Below are 24,499 nucleotides of genomic sequence, written 5' to 3' on the forward strand. Positions count from 1 at the left end.
GTGAAGTTAAAAACGGGTTTACTGATCTTCAATTATGATATAAGTTGCTTTTATAGGTCCGTGTACACCAACAATTAACACCATTTCAATATCGGCTGAATTGCTTGGGCCCGACATAAACAATATACACGAAGGAATTTGTTCTCCCTGTTCAACTTGTTTATGAAAAATTTGTGCCGCTTGTGTTATCCGTGGAACAATTGTACTTTTTGGTATAAGCACGATTGTTTTTTCTGGCAATAAATTTAATGAACGTCCTCTATTTGGATGACTATATAGTACGACAGATGCGCTTTCAGCTAACGTCATTTCACTAATTAATATCGCTATATTCGCTTTTTCTGCTAGTTGGATATTTTGTTCGCGATTTTGAGGATGCCATTCGTATATTTCGATTCCCTTAGACTGCCATGACTTAAACACTTCTGTTAAACCAAAATATTTGAGTCGGTCATCTTTTGGGATAATTACTGAAATACCACCATAATCCTCTACTACTTGTTGCAATGTGCTTGCTAAATTCGCAGTCGTCGTTTGCAAACAAACTGTATGGATATTATGGCATTGTTGTTTTAACACATCTATTAGTTCTTCTTGAGTTGCATGATTTAAGATTTGAAATTGTGACAAGTGTTTCCATACTGGCCGTTCTACTTTCGTTTTCATAGGACGGCCAAGATGTTTAGCAATATTCATTAAAAATGATTTTCGATTAGTTATAGTCATCCTTGCTCCCCCTTTTGTCTTTCTTTTAGCCAATTGCGAAAGCTTTCTTTATTTGGTGCAGGAAAATCCCGATCTTCTGTCCATGCTTTCAATGGTCTAGGGCCGCTAGGAATTTTATCTTCCTTTACAAAGGGAGACATCATTGACGATGCAATTTTTGTTGCTGTACTAAAGAGATGAGGGCTAGAAGCACTAAAACCAAACGCTCTCATTAATAATCGTTCCGAGATGGGAGCCTTTCCTTCTTGTTCTACTATTTTCTGACGATGTAAATGCAATAGTTTGTGTAATGGAATTTTTACTGGACATACTTCCGTACAAGCTCCACAAAGAGTTGAAGCATATGGCAATTCTTTGAAATCGGCATAGCCTCCAAGAAGCGGTGTTAATACAGCTCCAATTGGACCTGAGTAAATTGAACCATAACTATGCCCTCCAATATGTCGATATACAGGGCAAACATTGACACAGGCTGCACATCGAATGCACTGTAAAATCGGTTGAAAATCTGTACCTAATATTTTGGAACGTCCATTATCAACAATGACCAAATGAAATTCTTCTGGTCCATCAGATTCTTCTTCCCCTTTTACGCCGGTAATCATTGTTACATAACTGGATATTTTTTGGCCAACTGCACTCCTTGTTAATAAACTGACTAACACATCTAATTCTTCAAAAGTAGGTACAATTCTTTCCATTCCCATAACAGTAATTTGGATTTTTGGTAAAGCCGTAACTAAATCGGCATTCCCTTCATTTGTCACAAGGGTCACCGTTCCACTTTCCGCTACTGCAAAATTGCAGCCGGTGATCCCGATATCAGCAGTTAAAAATTCTTTACGTAACTTTTCACGAACGTAAAGAGCCATTTCTTCAGGTTTTTCGGAATTTTTATAACCGATTTTTTCAGCAAAGATGTCTCGAATTTGATATCGGTTTTTGTGTAGTGATGGCGCAATAATATGGGAAGGAGGTTCATGATTTAATTGAATAATATACTCTCCAAGATCCGTTTCAATTACTTCACAACCTGCTTCTTCAAGTGCCGCATTTAAATGAATCTCCTCAGTCACCATGGATTTCGATTTTACAATTTTTTTAGCCTGTTTTTGAATTGCAATATTCTTTATATATTGGGATGCCTCTTCAGCTGTTTGAGCAAAAAATACATGTCCACCACGTTTCAAGACATTTTCACTTAATTCATATAGATAAGCATCTAAATTATCAAGCACATGTTTTCGTATTTCTTCACCATGAGCTCGCCATTCTTCCCAATTTTCTAATTCATTCACTCGTTCTTGTCGACGGGATTGAAATCTATTTTGTGCAGATGAAATTGCCCCGCGCATAAATGAATCATTTAAATTGTTTGCTACCCGATCTTTAAATTGTTCAGCGCTTGTTTTCATTGCCATTTCTAAATCCCCCTATCGACTATTTAATACTTCTGCTATGTGCATAATGCGAATCGGTTTTCCTAGGCGACTCATACGACCACCAATATTCATAAGGCAACCAGCATCTGCACCGACTAATATATTTACTTCTGTTTCTTCAATGTCACGTACTTTTTCATCTACCATTTGTGTAGAAATGTTCCCCATTTTCACTGAAAATGTCCCGCCAAAACCACAACATCGCTCTTTTCCAGAAAGCTCAATATACTCCAATCCCTCTACATTTTTTAACAGTTTGATAGGTTCTTCTCTAACACCAAGCAATCGAGTCATATGACAAGAAGTATGATATGTAGCTTTACCTTTCAATCGTGCACCGACATTTTCAACTTTTAACACATTGACAATAAATTCCGTTAATTCAAAGGTTTTATTGGCTAATTGTTGAGCTTTTTCTTCCCACTCTTCATCTCCTTTAAAAATGTGGGGATACTCTTTAAACATGTATGCACACGAACCGGATGGGGCAACGACATACTCAGCTTGCTCAAAAGCTTTAATCATATTTTTCATTGCATTCTTGGATTGTTCAACATAACCGCTATTATAAGCAGGTTGACCACAGCATACTTGTTCAGTCGGAAATTTTACTTTACAACCAAGTCTTTCTAACAATTCCACTGTCGATTTCCCAACATTTCCTTGAAACATATCGACAAGGCAAGTAGCAAATAAGGAAACTTCCATATTCATCCCCCCAAAAAACTGCTCTTCATTCTTTCATCTAAAACTTTCTATTAATTGTTTTTGGCAATTAAAAAATGCATGAAATGGCAATTAAATTTATTCGATATCTTGAATAATTATTCGTATCTATAATCGCTTGACATGGAGCCTCTGCGGGCATGATTTCTTGCAAAGGGAGCAAGCCATAATTATATTTGGACTTTGCAAGGCAGAGTAGCCTATCATGCCCGCCACTCCATGTAAAGCGTCAAATATGCAAAAATTTATGCATAACCTTAATTGCCAAACACTACAAAAATTAATTACCATCAACAATTAATAGAAAAAGCTATATTTTATAATAGATATGCTTTCAACACCTATAAGTATGACTTTTTCAACGATTGAGAGAAATCAATTGTTGCCTGAAATTATGTAAAAAAAAATCGGGATAAACCCGAAAAACAAATTGATATATTAACGCAATGTGAGTGAATAGCTTTCTATGACTGGAACATTTAATTGTTTATCAAGATGTTTTGCAACTGAAGCAGTACCTAATACTTTACCGTAAATCTCCACCTGATCGTTTATACTGACCATATGATCCTGTTCTTTTCTTTTTACATAAACCACTTGATTTTTGTATGGTTCCGGTGACATGTCGATCAAAATATAATCACTGCCATCTAAAAGAAACACTTTTCCAGAGAATTTAACTAATTGATTCCTTTGGTTACCATAACGTTCAAAAGCAATGTGATACAACTTGTCATAATCTACTTCAATGGCATTATTTTTTAAAAAGTTAAGAGAGTACGAATCAATAACTGTATGATCACTCGACTCATTCGTCAATGCAATCATCATTAGCATTCCTATCAATAGTCCACCTTGAATTAAAATAGATTTCATTGCCTCTCCGAAACCACTTTTTGAAAATGTCAACATGATATAATACATTCCAAAAAATAAATGAATCAAAAAGATGGTTGTGATGACCCCATTGACACTTCCTTCTTCTCCTCCAATAGAAATAAAACATGCAATTCCCATTATGATAAGTTCTAGGATTACAATAACTTTTACATTTTCAATAAACTTCTTCCATTTAGAAGCACCATTATTGTTCATATTAAGTGTCGTTGATTGACTATCTTGGTATCGATGGCCACATTTTATACAATAAAAAACATGATTGCTATTTTCTTCATGACAAGAAGGGCATATCCAATACATTTTATAATTTTTGATATCCTTTTTAAAAAAACCACATTTAAGGCAATATGTCGCATGACTATTATTAGAATGATTGCATTTTGGACAATTCCATTTAGGCAAAGCCAACACTTCCTCATAATCATTTATAATATAAACACCTAGAATTTACAGATAAATCTGACATTCCCCACTAAAAGAAAAAGGCAAGAATGAATAGAATCCTTGCCTCTTTACATCTTTACTTCAGTTTATTTATTTTCAATACATCTTTCAACAAATTCCCATCAGAAGGGGATTGTATTGCCCAAACCATTCATAACCTTCATTATTTCACAATATCTGTCAAATCGATTTGTTTTTCAAATTCATCCAGCAATTGCCGAACCTCATTTGAGGATTTCGTGTTCATTAACCGATTTCTTAATTCACTTGCTCCACGGAAACTTTTTACATAAATTTTAAAGAAGCGATGAAGAGCTGTAATGGAGCGCGGAATTTCTTCAATGTATTGATCATGAAGATCTAAGTGGTATCTTAGTAAATCTAAATATTCCTGCACACTATGATCTCTCGGCTCTTTTTCAAACGCAAAAGGATTTTTAAAGACTCCTCTCCCAATCATCACCCCGTCTACTCCGTAGCGTTCAACGAGTTCAAGGCCTGTTTGACGATCAGGAATATCTCCATTGATTGTTAAGAGCGTCTCAGGAGCAATGCGATCACGAAGCTTCTTAATTTCAGGAATAAGTTCCCAATGGGCAGGAACTTGACTCATTTCCTTTCTTGTCCGCAAATGAATCGAAAGGTTTGCAATATTTTGTTTGAGGACATGAGTTAGCCATTCTTCCCACTCGTTCACATTTGTATATCCTAGTCTTGTTTTAACACTAACAGGAAGTCCTCCCGCTTTAGCAGCTTCGATTACCTGACTCGCCACATCTGGACGTAAAATCAGTCCGCTTCCTTTTCCTCGGGAAGCTACATTCGGGACAGGACATCCCATGTTAATATCAACACCTTTAAATCCTTGTTCCGCCATACCTATACTCATTTGTCGGAAGTATTCAGGCTTATCTCCCCAAATATGTGCAACGATTGGTTGCTCATCTTCGGTGAATAATAAACGCCCACGTACGCTTTTTTGACCATCTGGATGACAATAGCTATCTGTGTTTGCAAACTCTGTGAAAAATACATCCGGTCTACCTGCTTTAATAATAACGTGGCGAAACACAACGTCCGTTACATCTTCCATTGGAGCTAACACAAAAAATGGCCGAGGTAAATCCAACCAGAAATTTTCTTTCATTTAATACTCAATTCCTCTCATGATGAATAATCTTTAAATAGTTATTTAATCATTTATTTACTCTTATATCATGATTTTAAACTGTTTAACAAACATAAGAATATAATTAAACGTTCAATATATAAATGGATTCATATAAAAATATAACTCTTAATACATCTCTGTTATATAAATATAATATAAATTACATGAAAGAAAAAAGTCTGTCTATTTAACCTTTCATGCAAAGCAATTGAAAAAAGAGCTTCTCATAGTGCAACACTACGAGAAACTCCCCTTAATTTTTAATATTTAAATGTAGATATAGCATTTTTTAATTCTTCTGCCATTGATGAAAGGGATTGGGCTGAAGCCGAAATTTCCTCCATTGAAGCCAATTGCTCTTCTACTGAAGCTACTACTTCTTCTGATGTTGCAGTGTTGTTTTGTGCCACAAGTACAATATCATCTAATTGTGCCGTTACATCTTGTATAGCACTTGACATTTCTTCAACTGCCACAGAAACTTCCTCCATTTGTGGCGAAATATCTTTCGTTGTTTGGAGTATATGATTAAATTTCTCAACTGCTTCGCTTGTAATCTCTACTCCGTTCTCTACGTCAGTCGTAATTCGCTCCATCATTTTTACGGTATTATCTGTATCATCTTGAATCTTCTTAATAATTGTATATATTTCCTTCGTTGAAGCTTGTGTCTGTTCAGCAAGACTCCTTACTTCTTCCGCTACAACTGCAAATCCTTTACCATGCTCACCTGCACGAGCCGCTTCAATGGCAGCATTTAATGCTAATAAATTCGTTTGGTCCGCAATATTTGTAATGACGTTCAAAATTTCACTTATTTCTTTCGAGCTTTCATATAAAGATTGAATTGTATCTTGTGATTCACTTACAGATGAATGAATCGATTTCATTTGTGAAACGGTTTTCGCTACCGCCTTACCGCCTTCATCTGCCTCAACAATTGCTTGGCGGGAAAGATCTGTTACTTTTGATGAACGTTCAGCAATGTTACTAACTCCGTTCGATACTTCCTTAAAAATAAGGGATACCTTATCAACGGAATTTGTCTGTACTTCCGCATTTTTTGCTACATCTTGAATGGAAACAGATACTTGCTCTGACGCTGCATTTGTTTCTTGTGAACATGCAGATAGTTGTTCTGCAGTGGCCGCAACATTTCCAGCCGTATCATCTATTTTTTGAGTTAGTGTACGAAGACCATCTATCATTTCGTTAAAAGCATTTCCTAACTTTCCGACAATATCATTGGTTTGTATTTCTGCGTACTGTGTTAAATCTCCGCGACTAACATTAACAGCTAATTGGCCTAATTGTTTAATCGGTTTTGCAATTGATTTAATAACCAACATTAAAGCAACTTGCCCAAATAATACGGTAAGGATCCCCACAATCAACGACGTATGTAAAATAGGTGAGTTTGCTTCGTTAATCTCTTCTGTATAGATAACTCCGCCTATTTTCCATCCAGTCAAATCATTAGTTATGTAGTCCAAAATAATGGATTTTCCATTAAAAACTTCATTTAACTGCCCTTTACTTTCTTTGTATAAGTTGTCATACATTGTGCCTTCTGCTACGCTGCCTAATTCAGCGGTAGGATGTGCTAAATATTTTTTATTTTGGTCTAATATAAATCCATATCCTTCTTTACCAATTCGAATATTCTGCACTACTTCTTGCAGTTTATTTAGGTTAATATCAATCCCTACAACGCCGGTACCATCATCTATTGTTTTTGAAAGAGTGATTACCATTTCACCAGTACTTGCAGCAACGTATGGTTCAGAAATTATTACTTCCCCTTTCCGTTCCATTGCCTGCTTATACCAATCTCTTTCTCTAGCATCGTACCCTTCAGGCACCCCTAGCTCAGCCGGCTCCATTACATATACTCCATCTTCATTACCTGTATAGACAATATCTACTTCTGGATGTGTCACTTGATAAAATTTTAATAATTTTTGAATTTCAGGGCTACTTGTTTCCCCGTATTGATTAGCTGTAATGCGATCAGCCAATGCTTCGATATCAAGGATTTTCGGTTGAATTGCATCTTCAATTGCACTATTCAGTATTTCTACATTTTCATTCACACTATTTAATATTTGATGTTCCAACTCATCCTTAGCAGTTTTAAAAGAAAATAATCCAATCAATAAGACTGAAATGATTAATATTGTAGTAAAAGAAGTAAGTAATTTCACATGAAAATTGCGAATACTAAACTTACTTATTTTTGAAATATCTTTCACTTTGCTACCTCCTTTATATTTATTTAAAAAAATAAGGAAAGCAGAATAGGTTTTGAAATCACTAAACTTATTCCATGTATTTAAACCTATCAAGGCTATCCATCACATTATGAACTCATTTAGTAGAACTGGGAGGAAATAATCACTTAGAGCTGTAATAATTAAATTATTTTATTAAAATAATTCTTGATATCTACCATGTGTAAACAAACTTTATAAAAATTGGATATTTTTAATAAAAAAAATAAACGAAATAATCGAGTAGGAGGGAGTGATTAGCTCCCGTCCTCTCACACCACCGTACGTACGGTTCCGTATACGGCGGTTCAATTAAGATAATTGACGCAAGTTTTCATAACTTCCGTGAATAGCTTGTCTTCTTATGCCAGTGGTCACTCCACCCTCCAAGAGGTCTCCCACGGGATTCACCGCTTCCTTCCTCAAGTGAGGTACTACGTTTTCTGTGTTCATCATGACTCACTGAATGCCAAGGGCTATTCTCTCTTAATTGTTCGGTCCTTCTTAGTAGTTCTAAACCAACTAATACTATGACCTCTGCTGACTTCTGACGGTTCAGCTACTTATCACTAAGTAGGTTATGAAGCGAACTTCACCTATCCGCCAGACCTCCCCGGGTAAGTACATGCACTTTCACACCATCTATCCGCCTCATTTACTCGATATGACCTTCGACAGAAAGAGCTTTGTTTTGTTACGCAAACTCACTCAATCATACCTAGCCTTATATGAGGTTCGTGTTCCTCGGACCGGTGTTTTGCCTCCAGCTTCCTTCAGATTCCGCGTCACCACGGACACCCTTGCGTTGAGCTAACCTCTACTTCTGTCTTCGGGGTTCGGGACTTACACCCTATAGTTCATGTACATGCCGGGCGCACGTAAACTGGGACAAGGTAATGGTTCCTTGTCCCAATGCAAATATTGGCTCAATTGGATTTATTAAAACCTACAAATACCGTATTAGTATTTGTCAAAGAAGGATTGAATCTCTTGAGGATCATTCGTCACAGTTAAAGCAAGCATTAATAAAATACGTGCTTTTTGAGGATTTAAAGAGTCAGAAGTAATATATCCTTCTTTTGGTGAAACCGTTCCTGTACCAACACGAGAAGATAGTACTACTTTTACACCTTTATTCATTGCATATTTTACACCTTCAACGGACTTTGCTGATAATGTTCCATCTCCAGGTGCTGCAACAATAATCCCTTTTGCTCCGTTTTGTACAGCAGCTTTGTACATGTAAGTTGGGCTGTTTTGATATCCATAAATAATATCAACTTGTGGCAATTTTTTAATTTTTGAAATATCGAATGGTGTTTCAGTTGTATGTAGACGTTCTACATTATTATAGTAATAAGGTTTTCCAGCAACGATTGCTCCTAAATATCCGTTTTCAAAAGATTTAAATGCGTCAGTTGCTGTCGTATTTGTTTTCGTAATATTTCTTGCAGAAGCAATACGATCGTTAAGTGTTACAAGAACACCTTTTCCTTTTGAACTTTCATGACTAGCTAATAAAACAGCATTATACAAGTTGAAAGGACCGTCTGCACTCATTGCTGTTGCAGGACGCATAGCAGCTGTTAAAACTACTGGTTTATCACTTTTTACTACTAAGTTTAAGAAGTAAGCAGTTTCTTCTAGTGTATCAGTACCATGCGTAATTACGATTCCATCTACATCATCGGAAGCTAATAATTCATTCACTCTCTTACCTAATTTAAGAAGAATCTCATTTGTGATATCTGTGCTGTCAACTTTTACAATTTGTTCACCTGTAATATTTGCAAGCTCCTTCATTTCAGGAACTGCTTCAATTAAAGTTTCAATACCTAAATCACCAGATTTATATCCAGTCGTCTGTGTTGATGAAGAACCTGTACCTGCAATCGTTCCCCCAGTTGCAAGAATCACGACATTTGGAAGTTCTTCTTTTTGTTCATTATTATTTTCATTATTGACTGTTACATTTTCGTTATTTGCTTTTGCAGAAAAACTAGATGCAATAGCAGAGATTGCAACAATAGCTGCTACAAATAAAGCAACATAAAGATAGAAATTTTTCTTCATTTGCTTAACCTCCAATAAAGTTATCTAACTTAAATCCCTATAATGAACCAAAAAAAGATTAATTTAAATAAGGTCACAGTTAGTAAACAGTAGCCTCCAAAATTAGCACACCCTATTCAAATTAATCTCACTCATTATTTCGACAAAACAATAAAATTATTTAGTTATAACTCAACTTTCGCACACAGATATTGTCAGACATCCCTTGATGTAATTGGGTAAAGACGCAATCCATTCTTGTACTTTACTTTTAAATAATTCCATGTTCAAACAAACATTAGCTTCTGCTAATGTTTGGAAGATCGCTAATAATTGATTCAATGCACTCTCTAGATTCATATCTTTTACATCTTCACATAATAGAAAAAAGAGATTTCCAATCGTTTTAGGATCGTTGTTTTGTCTACGCTCCCACTCTAAGAGTATAAAGCGAGTAAACACAATCGTTGTATGACTAATCAACAGATCATACGAACGACCTTGAAATTCTTTTGCTAGGTTAAGCAATGATTTGGTACACTTGAAAAATGTTTCGATGTCCCAGCGCATCCCGTAAATACGCACAATTTCTTCATCTGAAAGTGTGGTATCTGTACTCAAAATGGCTAACCATTCACTCTTTTTATTGCGGTTACGCACGAATACAATCTTGACTTGTCGTCCTTTTGCAAGATGAACATGGATCGAACCGAGTAGGTCTTTCTTTTCCATGGTACGCTTTGCTTTTTTAAAGAGTTCATCCAGAGTATGGGCTTCACCATCTATGAAATAACGTTGTTTTAGCTGCTTGACCATACCAATGACAAATAAACCTTTATCCGTGATTTTTTCAATCAAAGGCTCATGCGTAAACCAAGTATCCATTAACACATAATCAGCTGTAATTCCTGCATTTAAGGCATGATCCAATAAAGCAGAGACAACGCTTGGCTTATCTTGTTGTGCTTCAAGACGACGCTTGTAGCCGGAAGTGCGTTTATCAATGGATTCATCGACCCCGTTAAGTTGATTTTCCTTTTTCGCTGAACTCAATAAAGCAAAGTCTACAGGTAGAAAAGAATATCCATCAGACCAACCAAGAGTAAGCAACTGAAACCCCTTATAGAATCGTTTCTCTGTATGATCAAATACTCGTGAAAGAAGTTCAACAGACTTGCTTCGGTTGCGTGAAAAGAGTGAATCATCAACAATAAACACCTTCACTCTGTTGTTTGATGTAAGCTTTTTTATACGTCCAGTAAGATCTTGACATAAGGAAAGTAAAAAAGTTCGCCAAGCATAAGTAGATGAATTTAGAAAACGGTAGATCGTATCTTTTTTAGGTAAGTCCACGGCTTTCTTACTTTGAAGTGCTTGAAACCAATTTTTATATTGGAAAACAAGCAAAAAAATAAGACGGAAAATAGATAAGCATGAATAACCAAATCCCTTAGTAATTCTCGCTTTTCTCAAATGTTTGCCTATATTTAATTCAGAAAATCTTCGTTCAAGTTCTTTTGGTAGTTGTGCAAAAGTATCTTTTTTCGTTATCATAATGGTGACACCTTCTTTGGTATTTGGTTTGTTCACCATAATTTTACCAAAAGATAGGTGTCTTTTTCTTTTAAAAAAATAAAATCAATAAAAAACAAGAGAAATAATGAAAGACGATATAAAACAGTCATATCAAGAGTTGCAATAAGATATTCCTCTGCGAAAGTTGAGTTATAATATTATATTTTCAATTTTTACTAACTTCTAAATTTTCCCAATCTTCTTTTTTCCTAATAATACATTTTTCCCCAAAAATAATAACGACGAATCTGCTTGGAGAGTCGTCGTTTAGTCGATTTAATTCGATAATTCAATTGGTAAAAAATCAGGCAATCTACGTGGAGGTTTGTCGAGCATAATCTGTTCCGGTTTAATACCTTCCTCTAACAACACCTGAATGTTTTGTTTAAGGAAATCATCACTGCCGACAACATAGTATAGGCCATTTTTATCTGTAGAAAGCTTTTTTATTCTATCATAATATTCTTCACGGTTATCTACAAAATGAGCGGTGAAATTTTTATCATGATTTGTTTTAAAAATATTAGTAAATAAATAGTTTTTTGAAGAGTCAATGTTCAAGGAATGAATTTGCGGAACATTTTCTGGTTGCTCAAAATATTTCAACACGATTGGTCTGAAAGTTGCTAAACCTACCCCTGATGACAATAGGTAAATGTTTTTATTTTCTCGTCTAAGCGGCACATTGGAATGAGTTTTAAAAATCGCCACTTGATCTCCAACTTGTAGATTTCTTAAAATCGCTTTAAACTCTGAGCACTGTTGTCTAATACGTGTTGTAATACCAATCGCATTTTCATTCGGCAAAGTAGATATTGACATATGACGGACTAGACTTTTGTTTGGCTTTTCTCCGACATTAAAACCATCAAGAGCTAAGTGAAGATGAGCCCCTTCTTCCCAAGAATATCCTTCAGGAATTTCAAGGAAGTAGGTTTTTATATCAGGTGTTTCATCAACGATTTTTTTAATTTTGATCCAATGAATTTGCATTTAAATTCTCCTTACTCATAAAATGTTTGCTATTTTAAATATACAACAAATGAAAATCATTCTCAATTAATCTTTCAATAGAAAATGTTTACTATATAAGTTATGAATATATTCAGCTTTTTTTGTAAAAAAAATAGTAGTAAATTCCGTATATAAACATGTGTATATCAAAAAAACATCATTTTCTCATTATCTAAAGGAGAAAATGATGTTATCTCACTCTCTTATTTTGGAGAAACAAGAATTTTTATTTGCTGTTTATCGTTAACCAATGTTTCAAATCCTTCTTTCACAATATCATCAATTTTTATACGTTTTGTAACTAATTGTTCAGCAGGGAAGTATCCTTTTGTCATTAAATGCATCACTGCCGGGAAAATGTCTCGATATGCGATAATTCCTTTTACAGTGCGTTCTGATAACACAATGTTATTTGGTTGGAGTGATGCTTCTTTTTCCCAAATAGAAACAATTACTGTTTCACCCTCAAATGTTGTTGAATCAATGGCTTGTTTTAATACTGCTGGTACACCTGTTACTTCAAAGGCAACATCTACTCCACCATTTGTAAGCGCTTTAATTTTATCTACTACATCTTCTTCTTCAGCAGGATTCATTACAGCAGTTGCTCCGAGTTCCAAAGCTTTCTCTCTGCGCTCTTTTGAAAGTTCAACTGCATATACCTCTGATGCTCCTGCCACTTTTAATGCTTCAATTACTAATAAACCAATTGGTCCCGCACCAAATACAACCGCTTTATCTCCCGCTTTCAATTTACTCATACGAACTGCATGTAACGCTACTGCAGCTGGTTCTACTAAAGCACCTTGCTCAAGTGATAACCCTTCTGGCATTTTGTGCACCCAACGTTCATCCACTACAGTATATTCTGAGAAGCCTCCACCGCCTCCGGATAGACCATGGAACCCCAAATGTTTACAAATATTATATTTTCCTTTTAAACATGCTGGACATTGACCACAAGCTAAAATGGGTTCTACTACCACTTGGTCTCCTACTTTTACCTTTGTAACTCCTTCACCTACTTCAACAACTGTTCCTGAAAATTCATGTCCCATTATAATTGTAGCCATTTCTTTACTTATCGGATGAGGTTTTTCAACAGGAATGAAAATTGGACCCGCCACATATTCATGAAGATCACTTCCACAAATGCCTGTCCACGCAACTTCGATTTTTACACGTCCTGGTGTTACTTTAGGTTCATTAATGTCTTCTACACGAATGTCTTTTGCATTGTACCAAAGTGCCGCTTTCACGAGTATCACACTCCAATTAAAATATTCACTACCAAAAAGTAGTAATTATATTTTACAAAACATTCCTATGATTATCTGTGGATAGAATGTTAAATTTTTTTAATATTTTTTAAAAATCATTGTTCTCAAGAAATTCTGCAAGAAATGTTTTATTCTCATTTAAAGTTAACGAAAAACGAAGCTGTGACGATGATTCAAAAAAACTATCAAATGGATATCGAAATTTTCGATGAAATTGAAGGGGAAATTTTAACTATGTCAGATTATATCGCAGCGGGGATTGTTATGCAGTTTTATTATCGTTTTCAATGTCCATATATTTATTATTTTGAATTCCTTAGTTATTCATTGAAATTTCTTCATTATTTATAGGTATTGGATACTTAACCTCAGAAAAGTTTTTGATTAGTAGTTCCTCTTTGACCATTTGTCCGGTTACTTTATCATATGTCTTTTTCCAAATTTCATTTTGACGATAGTTTTTTCCGTCCTTTTGTAAAAATTGATGGTTTCTTTCTTCGATATGGTAGGAATATGGCATTTCTTCATTACTAAAAATAGCACCTTTTAAATGTTTATCTGTTACCCATACTTTTATTTGGAAAGATTGGTTAGTTGGATTATAAAAACGTAAATCTACGTAGTTATAAAAAACACTTGCTCCGCTTCCAAAAGGCAGTGTCCTCCCGGAGTCAGGAAACGGGTCAAAACTATGGTGATGTCTTTCAATAACAACGAGAGGAGTATGTAAAACCATCCAATAAAGTAAATTAGCAAGCTGGCAAATTCCACCGCCAATACCCGTTTTCACTTCTCCCATTTTGAGCTGCATACCTTCAATATAGCCCTTTTCTTTTGATGTTCGACCAACTAGTTTCCAAAAAGAAAAAATTTCACCCGGTTTAATAATCACACCATCAATTTCACCTGTTGCAATTTTTAAGTTTGTAATTTTATTTTCTTGTAACTGAGGATCGCTATTTCCTAATTTCCTTCTCAATAAGGATTGATGTTTTTTACAAGTGAATGGAAATGTATTCGTTAAGTCCCTTTGCTTTGCAAATCGATTTCTGTCTTTTAAATCTGTTAATGTTCTAAAAAGTCTTTTTTGCTCGATTCTTGCATGATAAAAAAATGGATGAATTTCAGATAGTCCCAAAATGTTTCCTCCTTAAACACCTTAAAATAACCGGTAATAAAATCAAAACAGCTCCATATTTCCTTGCTATAATTTAAATCTAACCACGAAAACTCATTCTTTTTTCATAAGACCACCCCCAACTTATGTATTAGATGAATTTCAAAATAATAAAGCTTCAAATCCACACGTTTGGACTTGAAACTTTAAGTTAATAAATTCCAATAGTGCCATTTTATAAATTGGACTCTTTAAACCATGTAAAAGTTTCAAAAGAAATTGGCTAAAACAAAAATAATTGCACAATATAAATCAGCTGATATAATCATCAACCAATTATAAATAAAGATTAACTTTGCATTTATATCCGTTGTTAATACAGATTCATCTTTAATTGGTGTCTTCGATGAAGCAGCATCAACAGTCTTGTTCCTTTGCCTTAAATTAGGATTTAGATAATCAGCCTTTAAAAATCCATATTGAGGATTGACAATCGACAATATTTCCCTCCTCTGTAAAAGCCTCATTCATATAAATATGTTTGTTTAAATTAAAGCATTCTACATGTGACTAATTGTTTTTATTATTGGGAGTTCTACGGTGTTCACTTTTTGTGCTACCTTAAATATGGAGAATTTTTCATTAAGGATGTGTAAAAAACATGGATTTTTTAAATAAGACGGTGATTGTAACCGGCGCTGGACAGGGCATTGGAAAAGGAATCGCTTTGCTTTATGCAGAAAAAGGTGCAAATGTTGTGATAGCGGATATTGATGAAATAGCCGGATCAAAAACAGTTGATGTAATTAAAGAAAAAGAGGGAAACGCGCTTTTTGTAAAAACCGATGTAAAAGTTGAGGATGACATCATCCGCTTAATGGAAATTGCAAACCTTACATTCGGTCAAATTGATATTTTAATCAATAATGCAGGGAAATCAGTATTTAAGTCCCCTTATGAATTGTCAATCGAAGAATGGGACGATATTATCAACACCAATTTACGAAGTGTTTTCTTAGCATCAAGGGAAGCCGCAAAATATATGCGAAATAATAAAGAAGGCGGCTCCATCGTTAATATTGCTTCCACACGGGCCATTATGTCTGAACCGAATTCAGAAGCCTATGCAGCAACAAAAGGTGGAATTGTTGCATTAACTCATGCGCTTGCAGCATCATTTAGTGCAGATCGAATTACCGTGAACGCGATTTCCCCAGGTTGGATTGAAACAGGCGATTATTCCAAATTACGTAAAATTGATCACGAGCAGCATTTATCAAAACGTGTCGGAAGACCAGACGATATTGCGCGCGCTTGTCTCTATTTAACAGCGAAGGAAAATGATTTCGTGACAGGCATTAACCTTGTTGTGGATGGTGGAATGACAAGAAAAATGATTTATGAGGAATAGCAAAAACTAAAAACAGGCTGGGACAAAACTAGCTTCAAGATAGGAAAACGAGAATTTGATCCAACTCAAATTCTCCTTTTTCCATTTATCCCCATTATTTTTGGTCAGTTGATCTTTGTTGGCCGTGTATTTTCGTAAATTCACAGCCATTAAGGCAATTCCGATTTCATTTTCCACCTTCGATTTTCCTAGTACGGAAAATCGAGTGAAACGCAAATTAGCCTTCAAGAATCCGGTCCTTTTGCACATTTAATAAATAAAATAACAGAATGAAACTGTCGAAACCAATCTTATTTTAAATTTTCTTTAAATGTTTTTCAGGATTCAAATCTTCTAAATACCATGTAAGAGGAACTGCGAAATTGTCTTTCTCTAATTCTGTTACATTATTGTCTCCACTGGCATCAACTAAGAAAATTTTTTCCTCTGATTCTAAACCAAAAATATTTTCTGATGAAACATATCCCTGTAAACTAGTATATCCTATGAAATTACTTCCATCTTGAGATAATGACTTGTTCAATCCTTTAATAGCATGAGTGATTCTGTCGCCATTACTGTCTATTGATCTTGCTTCCAATTCTTCAATATTAACATTGTATTTTTCAGTAATTGTTTTAACTTCATCAAAACTTAATGGTTCAGCAAAAGTAACTGTGACTGCAATGTCATTGATTTTTTTATTTGATTTTAATTTCTTAGTTATCTCTTTTTGTTTTGATTTCACTACCGTCGCATAAATGATGTCTGAATTTTCAGTTTTATTTTTTCTGGACTTTAGAGAAAAAACGAAAACACCTAAGCGAGGGTAGTAAACATCCATTTTTTTACTATAACCTATGACTTGTGCAACAACGACTGGCAAACCTTTATGGGACGCCGTTTCCTTCGATTTTTCGTAACCAAATGTGAGCGGATTTCCACAAAGAAGCCTTCAAATAGCGACTAATTTGTAAGTAACTGCGTTCGCTATTCGTGTTCAGCTGAGCTAAAACATTCAGACAGTACACTATCATGGCTACGTACACTTGATTATGTACAGCTTGTTCACTGTGACCAAAAAACTTTTTAATGTTCAGATGTTGTTTCATCCATTTGAAAAAAAGTTCGATTGCCCAACGTGATTGGTAGATTTCTGCAATTTCATCTGCGTCAATGTCAAACCGATTTGTCAGTAAATGAAGCTCATTTCCTTTTGTATCATGCAATTTGAGTAAGCGAAACACGTTTTCAGAACGATTTTGTGGTGTTCCAATGACAACCATTTCATCAGAGAATACGGGTGAATCTTCTGGTAACGAAAAGGATTCTAACACTCGGACAACAGCGTTTTTACGCAAACGGGTCACAAAGAAATAGCCATCTTCCGTCATTTGATCAAAGCGCCCATAATCCAAGTAACCACGATCAAACACGTACATGCATTCTTTGTCATCCACGAATACTTCTAGTTGACCACGATCATGTTCGTTGGCATTCGTGAGTACGGCTTGATCTGGATAGGAGAGTCCTTTTTCCATAAAAACAAGTCGTAAGTGAAGCTTTACTCCTGATTTTGTTTTTCGAAACTCTGCCCACTTATGATTGGTCAAATTAAGCGGTAATGTACTCGAATCAATGATTTTCAAAGGCGTTGTCACTTTTCTTCTTGTTTGGAAATTGGTTTTCCGATGAATTTGTGCCACTAAATCGAGAAAAATCGTTTGAAAGAACTCAGTTGGGATGGTATTGATTCGTCTCCCTAACTGTGAAAAACTAATCGATTCCAATCCCGTTGCTCGTTGTAATTCTTCTAAAAAGACAGCGTCACTCAACGCCCGTAAACTCTCGGTTTCATGGAGTTGGGCATACAAAAGCAGTTTCATAAATGAAGCCATATAAAGCTTCTTGGTATAGTGATTTAATTGATGTGTTTTCACTAGGTCGTCAAATAATGGACGATTAATCGGTGAAAACCATTGTTCAAATGATGTTTTTCGTGTAAACTTATCCATGGTTTTGTCCTTTGTATTGGATTTGGATGGTTTACTACCACCCAACCATTATAAAGGATTTTTTTGTGTTTAGATTATATTTCAGAAAATTCGGTTTATTTGAAGGTGTTAAATTATTTTAATGCGACGCTAGTGTTTTGATTTATATTTTGTAATCCCATCTTCTGTTGGTTCAATAGCTTTATATTCAGTAATGACTTGAGAGTCAGATTGAGAATTTGTAGTACTTGTTGTATTAGATACCGGCACAGTTGTACTAGCTACTGCTTTTAGACTTTTTGTTATTTGAGGTTGAATAGAAGCAACTTTACCTTGGTTATCACCATAAGTGAATGTGTGCTGTACTGTTGAAGATTGAGTGCAGTTGTTATAGTCCAAAATACCTTTTTTGCTCATGGCAAATTGAGCTTGAATTCTGCCGCTATCTGTTGATTTACCTCCACGATTATCAAGCCATTTAGTTGTCATATAATAAGCTTTATCAGCAACGACAGTCCCTAGTGCAACCACTTCTGATTCATCATCAGCTCCCCAGAGATTATTATCTTCAATGTCCACTTTGGGATTTGGCAGATTAGTAAGCACCTCCCATGCGGAAATTTTTAAGGATGAACCATCAGGAATAGCAGTTTGATCCAAAGTCACATATGCATTATATCCTGGACAGCTTCCGCCAGTGCCATTGCCTTTGTTGTAACTGATTATGGAGCTGACATTATAACTATCAAACTTGAAATCAATTCTCGTTTGTAAGAAATTTCTTGAGTCGTAATACGTAGTTGCTGTACCAGTTCCCGACTTTGGAACATAAGATCCGTAATTATAATTACTGTAACTCCATGCAAAAGCATGATTTGTAGCTAAACTGAATAACATGATGACAGTCACTGCTACAGTAAAAAATGTTTTTTTCTTCACCAAAATACCCCCTATTCCTTTGAAATAATTCCATAAATATCAATATATACCAATGATTAGGTTATATGTAAAGAATAATATCCAAAAATTCTTAATTTTGTAAAAAATATTTAAATTGTTTGAAAAAATCTAATTTTATTTTTTAAAAATTATTTTTTTTGTTAAAATTGAAACTACTATATTGGGAGAGGGGAAAAAAGGATGAAAAAGAAAAATTTGATTATACTGGCAGTTATAAATTTTATTATAGTCTTTGCATTATTGATTGATAATTCAGGGTATGTTGAATTTAATGAAATCATAATGCTGGCTATTTCCTTTGTATTTTTTGTTATTTTGATAGAATCTATAAATTCAAAAAGAAGATTCAAATTCGTTATCAATACACTCATCTACATTGCATATTTGATTATAATCATGCTCGCTGATTTGACTGTTGATCATTTCATATTTTCTTTTAAAGATATTGTATACGATGGTAGACCTTTAACTCTATTAGAAGAAATTGCTGAATATAAAGATGATATGTTGGTAATTACTTTGTACATTATTGTTCCATACATTATTTTGTATTTCATCGTTTACACAATTAAATTTTTCAACAAAAAAAAACTAGCTTCAAGATAGATCGAGTAGGAGGGAGCGATTAACTCCCGTCCTCTCACACCACCGTACGTACGGTTCCGTATACGGCGGTTCAATTAAGATAATTGACGCAAGTTTTCATAACGAGCTTCAAGACTTTTCAGCCCTTGGTTTCTCCAATAGGAGTTACCAAGGGTTCTGTGTAATATTGGACTATTTGAAATACGCCAATAACTCTTCCGAGTATTTCCCCATTCATACGCTTGCCATTGTGGTACGCCAAGTTGAATAAGGTTGCGTATCTTTGTTTTCGGTTTCTTCCAGTTCTTCCATAGACACATTCGAAGTCTTCTACGAATCCATTTATCTAATTCAGGGAATATAGATTTGGTGTCTGCTAACGCAAAATATCCACACCATCCCATTAGATATTGATTCAGTTTCTGAATGCGGTATTCCATCGGGTAGGGCATCTTGCGTGATGTGATTTCACGAACTTTATTCTTCATTCGTTTAAGGCTTTCTTTTGCGATACGAACCTTTGGCTCTTTATGATAGGTAAAGCTAAATCCTAGAAACTTACGTTTCCATGGACGGTCGACCGCTGATTTCTTTTCATTTACTTTCAGTCGTAGTTTTCCTTCAATAAATCGCTGGATACTTGCCATTGTGCGAAGTCCTGCTCGTTTACTTTTCACGTAAATGTTACAGTCATCCGCATATCGAACGAATTTGTGTCCTCTTCTTTCCAATTCTTTATCTAGTTCATCTAGTACAATGTTAGATAGTAGCGGACTTAATGGTCCTCCTTGTGGAGTTCCTTCTAATGTGCTTGACACCACACCATTAATCATGACGCCCGATTGTAAATACTTACGAATCAATTTCAGTAATGGTTTATCTTGGATTCTCTTCGCGAGTGTACCCATTAATCTGTCATGGTTGACCTTATCAAAGAATTTCTCCAAGTCCATATCTACAACCCATCGATATCCATCTCTTATATATTCTTTCGCTTTCCTCACCGCATCATGAGCACTTCGGTTTGGTCGAAATCCGTAGCTGTTTTCAGAGAATGTAGGGTCATACACTTTTGAAAGTACTTGGGCGATTGCTTGTTGAATCAAACGGTCTGTTACGGTAGGGATTCCTAGTAAACGAACACCGCCATCAGGTTTCGGGATTTCGACTCTGCGGACTGGCATCGGTTCATAAGTTCCCTTGAGAATTGCTTCTTTAATCGATAGCCAGTTTTCAACTATGTGCTGTCGTAGGTTTTGTACGGGCATCACATCTACTCCGTGGCTTCCTTTATTCTGTTCTACACGTTTTAATGCTTGAAGCATGTTCTCCCGTGACAGGATTTGATTCAAAAGCATCGTTATTCTCCTTCCGTGAATAGCTTGTCTTCTTATGCCAGTGGTCACTCCACCCTCCAAGAGGTCCCCCACGGGATTCACCGCTTCCTCCCTCAAGTGAGGTACTACGTTTTCTGTGTTCATCATGACTCACTGAATGCCAAGGGCTATTCTCTCTTAATTGTTCGGTCCTTCTCAGTTGTTCTAGACCAACTAATACTATGACCTCTGCTGACTTCTGATGGTTCAGCTACTTATCACTAAGTAGGTTATGAAGTGTACTTCACGTATCCATCAGACCTCCCCGGGTAAGTACATGCACTTTCACACCATCTATCCGCCTCATTTACTCGATATGACCTTCGACAGAAAGAGCTTTGTTTTGTTTCGCAAACTCACTCAATCATACCTAGCCTTATATGAGGTTCGTGTTCCTCGGACCGGTGTTTTGCCTCCAGCTTCCTTCAGATTCCGCGTCACCACGGACACCCTTGCTCTTGGCTAACCTCTACTTCTGTCTTCGGGGTTCGGGACTTACACCCTATAGTTCATGTACATGCCGGGCGCACGAAAAAGGAGAATTTGAGCCAACTCAAATTCTCCCTCTTCCATTTCTCTCCATTATTTTTGGTCAGTTGATCTTTGTTGGCCGTGTATTTCCGAAAATTCACGGCCATTAAGGCAATCCCCATTTCATTTTCCACCTTCGATTTGCCTCGGACGGAAAATCGAGTGAAACGCAAATTAGCCTTCAAGAATCTAAAAACTGGTTCTACGTCCATTTTACGTTGACGGAAAATAGAACCTGCTTTTTCTTCTGAAAGCTTCGCTCTTACATATTCTTTTTGTCGTCCCATTTTTCATTCACCATGACTTTTCGGTGGTTGCCTTCCTTTGCTTTTGTACATGAAGAACGGAATGGACATCCCGAACAGTTTTCACATTCATAGATTTTCAATTCTCGTTTGAAACCGGTCTTATCGGTACGTACAGAACGATATCGGAAGGTTACCCGCTGCTGATTCGGACACGTGTAGGTATCACTTTCTTCGTCGTACGTCCAATTGTCTGGATGAAATGGGTTTTGTTTATATTTCTTCTTTTGTTCTTTCTCATACATGGTATATGGAATAAGTGCCTCACATTTTCGATTCGAAAGGATGTCCTCATAGTTCTGTTCACTACCATAACCAGCATCTGCGACAATATACTTTGGCAATGGAAAATAATGCTTCTCAATCTCATTCAAGAACGGAATCAATGTACGTGTATCGGTAGGATTTGGAAAAATGCTATAAGCCAGTGCATATTGACCTTCTGTTACGATTTGTACGTTGTATCCAGCCTTCAATTGACCGTTTTTCATATAGTCGTCTTTCATTAGCATGAACGTCGCATCTAAGTCTGTTTTGGAATAACTTTAGTTAATCGATTATTTAACTTAAGGCAGTTTCATAATCGTATAAAATGCCATGTGTCAGTAACTGGAACGTCACTTTTAAAAATTTATTGATACAGGCGATAATCGCAACCTTATGAGGCTTTCTCTGAGGTTGTGTTTTTAATTTATAATAGTAATCTACAAAATGATTCGGTTTATCTTTCTTCTTCATAATCATGGCACACACCATAAAATATAAAAGCTTTCGCAAGTGTTTGTTACCTCTTTTATTAATACGATCATGATACTGTGTATTCCCCGATTGATAGCGCATAATATCAATTCCCGCATAAGCATTCAATTGTTTAGCATTTTGAAAGCGACGAATATCACCCATTTCCCCAATTAATCTACAAGCAGTAGAATCACCGATACCAGGGATGGAACGTAAAACAATATACTCTTTTCGATCTTTTGATAAAGTAATCATTTGTTGGACAAGTGCTTCTTTTTTATCCTTTAATTCTGCTATTCGATTTGCGTAATCACGGACTTGTTCACATCGCACATCGGTAGATCTAATCGCTGGATAACTATTTTGAGCAGCTTCTAATAAAGCAATTGCTTTTTTCTCTGCACGTTCTAAAGAAAGGTTCTTTCTTGTATTCGCTTTTAGACGATTCTTAATGACAGTTTTAGAGTGAGCTAAAACAAGTGTTGGGTGAGGGTATAGTTGTACTATATTTAAAAATAGTGCAGAATTTGGTGTCAGTATTTTTTCTAATTCTGGAAAACTCAATTGTAAAATGGAATGCATACGATTTTTTAATAAAATCATTTCTTCATCAATTTCATCATCATAACGTGTCAATGCACGCATCTGCTCATAATAATCATCTTGGATATAGGTTGGTTCTCTCTCCATTTTAAAATGTGTTTTGGCTAATTCATGAGCATCGCTTATATCGGTTTTATGTCGACGCATCTTCGCCATTTGTCAGTTCGCTTCAAGGGGATAATATGCATAACCGTAATCTTTTAAAAATGCTTCAATCGGTTTTGAATAAACACCTGTTGCTTCAAATACAATGTCTGGTGCTTGGTCATCAAGTGATGTAATATCTACTATTCGCTTATGTAATTGTTCAAAATTTCTTCGTGTATGATTGATTTCACCTTCATATTTGCACTGACGATAACTATCATAGATTGTTACTGTACTCTTTCCTTTACTAACATCTAATCCAATAACCTGTTTCATTCCATTACTCTTTCTTTGCCAATTCATAGAAGTCTTCACATTACCTTATCGATTCCACTTTCTTATACACGATCTCTATGGACCCAACATACTAAACTGATTCGCATAAGGGTGTGAAGTTAGCCAGTTTTTAATACGGATTCAAAGATCCCTGAGACTGGTCGACTTTTCTAAAAAATAGTAGCACAAACCTTGGCCTTGGTTTGTACTACTAATCTTAGTATGTTTTTACCATCCCTTTTAAAACTCATACCACTGCTTTCTGTTACACTTCATTTGTAATACCGTTCTGTTGATTTTTGTATTTTGTAAACGACATTAAACCTGCTATCACAATAAATAGCAGTCCACTAATAGAAGTAATCCAGAAGAAAATACTACTTCCTATTGTGTATGAAATTGAAATGAAAGCACTTGATAATACACAAATGAGTCCCACGATTCCCCAAAAACTAATAACCCATTTTGATTTAACTTTTATTAGATAAATACCTGCAACAGCTAGAATATAAAGCAGGCTAATCATCATCATAGTGGGAAACAAGGGGTGAAATTTTACAGCGTACACGAAATAGTCTAGTTGACTAATATCGCGTCCATTTGTAATCACTTGAATAAATACATTCGTAAATGGTGTTGAATAGTTCCATTCAAACGAATTTTCAACAATTTCACTACCTTCATACCATGCACAAAATGTTGAAATAATAAAGATCGCAACCCCCACTATCATTTGTAACCAATATTTAAACATCGCCACACCTCTAAATTATTTATATAACATTAAGACGACTTCATTACTTTTTTCGTTTCATCACTTTAACATTTTTCCTACTTCTAGTCTTCTTCATTACAAAAAAGACACTTTTCTAAG

At 35.5% G+C, this 24,499-nt stretch carries 21 protein-coding genes and 3 pseudogenes; 3 read left to right on the top strand and 21 right to left on the bottom strand.

Annotated features, from left to right (window positions below; genetic code table 11):
* Positions 1-18: 18 nt before the first annotated feature.
* The 11 genes from NST98_RS09870 to NST98_RS09920 all read right to left on the bottom strand — a co-directional run bounded on the left by NST98_RS09870 (position 19) and on the right by NST98_RS09920 (position 13,579).
* Complete coding sequence (locus NST98_RS09870) at positions 19-726, bottom strand: LutC/YkgG family protein (protein ID WP_340715029.1); 708 nt, start codon at positions 724-726, stop codon at positions 19-21.
* On the bottom strand, positions 723-2,147 hold the full coding sequence (locus tag NST98_RS09875; protein ID WP_016839160.1) for a LutB/LldF family L-lactate oxidation iron-sulfur protein: 1,425 nt from the start codon (positions 2,145-2,147) through the stop codon (positions 723-725). Before NST98_RS09875 ends, NST98_RS09870 begins: the two co-directional genes overlap by 4 nt.
* Before the next feature lie 12 nt (positions 2,148-2,159).
* The gene (locus tag NST98_RS09880) at positions 2,160-2,876 is read right to left on the bottom strand and encodes a (Fe-S)-binding protein (RefSeq protein WP_016839159.1); all 717 of its coding nucleotides are present in this window, start codon (positions 2,874-2,876) and stop codon (positions 2,160-2,162) included.
* Between the two features lie 456 nt (positions 2,877-3,332).
* Positions 3,333-4,094 (bottom strand): hypothetical protein, encoded by a 762-nt coding sequence (locus tag NST98_RS09885; protein WP_340715030.1) that lies wholly within the window; start codon positions 4,092-4,094, stop codon positions 3,333-3,335.
* Between the two features lie 307 nt (positions 4,095-4,401).
* Positions 4,402-5,385: a tRNA dihydrouridine synthase gene (locus NST98_RS09890; protein WP_340715031.1), complete on the bottom strand. Its 984-nt coding sequence runs from the start codon at positions 5,383-5,385 to the stop codon at positions 4,402-4,404.
* Positions 5,386-5,669: 284 nt separating this feature from the next.
* Positions 5,670-7,661: a methyl-accepting chemotaxis protein gene (locus tag NST98_RS09895; protein ID WP_340715032.1), complete on the bottom strand. Its 1,992-nt coding sequence runs from the start codon at positions 7,659-7,661 to the stop codon at positions 5,670-5,672.
* 330 nt (positions 7,662-7,991) lie between these two features.
* Complete coding sequence (locus NST98_RS09900; RefSeq protein ID WP_172597780.1) at positions 7,992-8,135, bottom strand: hypothetical protein; 144 nt, start codon at positions 8,133-8,135, stop codon at positions 7,992-7,994.
* A 504-nt stretch (positions 8,136-8,639) separates the two neighbouring features.
* Complete coding sequence (locus NST98_RS09905) at positions 8,640-9,752, bottom strand: type II asparaginase (protein ID WP_016839154.1); 1,113 nt, start codon at positions 9,750-9,752, stop codon at positions 8,640-8,642.
* Between the two features lie 171 nt (positions 9,753-9,923).
* Positions 9,924-11,285, bottom strand: coding sequence for an IS4 family transposase (locus NST98_RS09910; protein ID WP_096550531.1), 1,362 nt, complete (start codon positions 11,283-11,285; stop codon positions 9,924-9,926).
* A 297-nt stretch (positions 11,286-11,582) separates the two neighbouring features.
* Complete coding sequence (locus tag NST98_RS09915; RefSeq protein WP_340715033.1) at positions 11,583-12,299, bottom strand: dihydropteridine reductase; 717 nt, start codon at positions 12,297-12,299, stop codon at positions 11,583-11,585.
* Positions 12,300-12,523: 224 nt separating this feature from the next.
* On the bottom strand, positions 12,524-13,579 hold the full coding sequence (locus NST98_RS09920) for a 2,3-butanediol dehydrogenase (RefSeq protein WP_340715714.1): 1,056 nt from the start codon (positions 13,577-13,579) through the stop codon (positions 12,524-12,526).
* Between the two features lie 144 nt (positions 13,580-13,723).
* Between NST98_RS09920 and NST98_RS09925 the strand changes: the two genes are divergently transcribed.
* Complete coding sequence (locus NST98_RS09925) at positions 13,724-13,951, top strand: hypothetical protein (RefSeq protein ID WP_016839151.1); 228 nt, start codon at positions 13,724-13,726, stop codon at positions 13,949-13,951.
* On the opposite strand, the gene NST98_RS09930 is transcribed toward NST98_RS09925, so the two are convergent.
* Together NST98_RS09930 and NST98_RS09935 are read right to left on the bottom strand one after the other, a co-directional pair.
* A complete protein-coding gene (locus tag NST98_RS09930) occupies positions 13,917-14,579 on the bottom strand; it encodes a VanW family protein (RefSeq protein WP_340715034.1) in 663 nt (220 codons plus the stop codon). The two genes, NST98_RS09925 and NST98_RS09930, sit on opposite strands and share 35 nt — an antisense overlap.
* A gap of 407 nt (positions 14,580-14,986) precedes the next feature.
* A complete protein-coding gene (locus tag NST98_RS09935; RefSeq protein ID WP_340715035.1) occupies positions 14,987-15,217 on the bottom strand; it encodes a hypothetical protein in 231 nt (76 codons plus the stop codon).
* 161 nt (positions 15,218-15,378) lie between these two features.
* Between NST98_RS09935 and NST98_RS09940 the strand changes: the two genes are divergently transcribed.
* Positions 15,379-16,128, top strand: coding sequence for a glucose 1-dehydrogenase (locus tag NST98_RS09940; RefSeq protein ID WP_096549664.1), 750 nt, complete (start codon positions 15,379-15,381; stop codon positions 16,126-16,128).
* A 6-nt stretch (positions 16,129-16,134) separates the two neighbouring features.
* On the opposite strand, the pseudogene NST98_RS17310 reads toward NST98_RS09940, so the two are convergent.
* From NST98_RS17310 to NST98_RS09955, 4 genes and pseudogenes are all read right to left on the bottom strand, one after another.
* Positions 16,135-16,362, bottom strand: a pseudogene (locus tag NST98_RS17310) (IS5/IS1182 family transposase); the annotation flags it as partial.
* A gap of 61 nt (positions 16,363-16,423) precedes the next feature.
* Entirely contained in the window at positions 16,424-16,993 is a 570-nt protein-coding gene (locus NST98_RS09945) for a hypothetical protein (RefSeq protein WP_340715036.1), read from the bottom strand.
* Positions 16,994-16,997: 4 nt separating this feature from the next.
* Complete coding sequence (locus NST98_RS09950) at positions 16,998-18,122, bottom strand: IS4 family transposase (RefSeq protein ID WP_340715037.1); 1,125 nt, start codon at positions 18,120-18,122, stop codon at positions 16,998-17,000.
* 129 nt (positions 18,123-18,251) lie between these two features.
* On the bottom strand, positions 18,252-19,040 hold the full coding sequence (locus NST98_RS09955; protein ID WP_340715038.1) for a hypothetical protein: 789 nt from the start codon (positions 19,038-19,040) through the stop codon (positions 18,252-18,254).
* A gap of 201 nt (positions 19,041-19,241) precedes the next feature.
* Between NST98_RS09955 and NST98_RS09960 the strand changes: the two genes are divergently transcribed.
* Positions 19,242-19,667, top strand: a complete 426-nt coding sequence (locus tag NST98_RS09960) for a hypothetical protein (RefSeq protein ID WP_141602958.1) — start codon at positions 19,242-19,244, stop codon at positions 19,665-19,667.
* Between the two features lie 74 nt (positions 19,668-19,741).
* Here NST98_RS09960 and ltrA read toward each other — a convergent pair whose 3' ends face one another.
* The 4 genes and pseudogenes from ltrA to NST98_RS09980 form a co-directional block, all read right to left on the bottom strand.
* Entirely contained in the window at positions 19,742-21,004 is a 1,263-nt protein-coding gene (gene ltrA / locus NST98_RS09965; RefSeq protein ID WP_340715715.1) for a group II intron reverse transcriptase/maturase, read from the bottom strand.
* 527 nt (positions 21,005-21,531) lie between these two features.
* Positions 21,532-22,403 (bottom strand): annotated as a pseudogene (locus NST98_RS09970) (transposase); the annotation flags it as partial.
* 16 nt (positions 22,404-22,419) lie between these two features.
* A pseudogene (locus tag NST98_RS09975) lies at positions 22,420-23,625 on the bottom strand (IS110 family transposase).
* Positions 23,626-23,890: 265 nt separating this feature from the next.
* Positions 23,891-24,379 carry a YjdJ family protein gene (locus NST98_RS09980; protein WP_016839446.1) on the bottom strand — a complete coding sequence of 163 codons (489 nt, stop codon included), beginning with the start codon at positions 24,377-24,379 and terminating at the stop codon, positions 23,891-23,893.
* Positions 24,380-24,499 lie beyond the last annotated feature (120 nt).

Source organism: Ureibacillus sp. FSL W8-0352 (assembly GCF_038004345.1).
Classification (GTDB): Bacteria; Bacillota; Bacilli; order Bacillales_A; family Planococcaceae; genus Ureibacillus; species Ureibacillus thermosphaericus.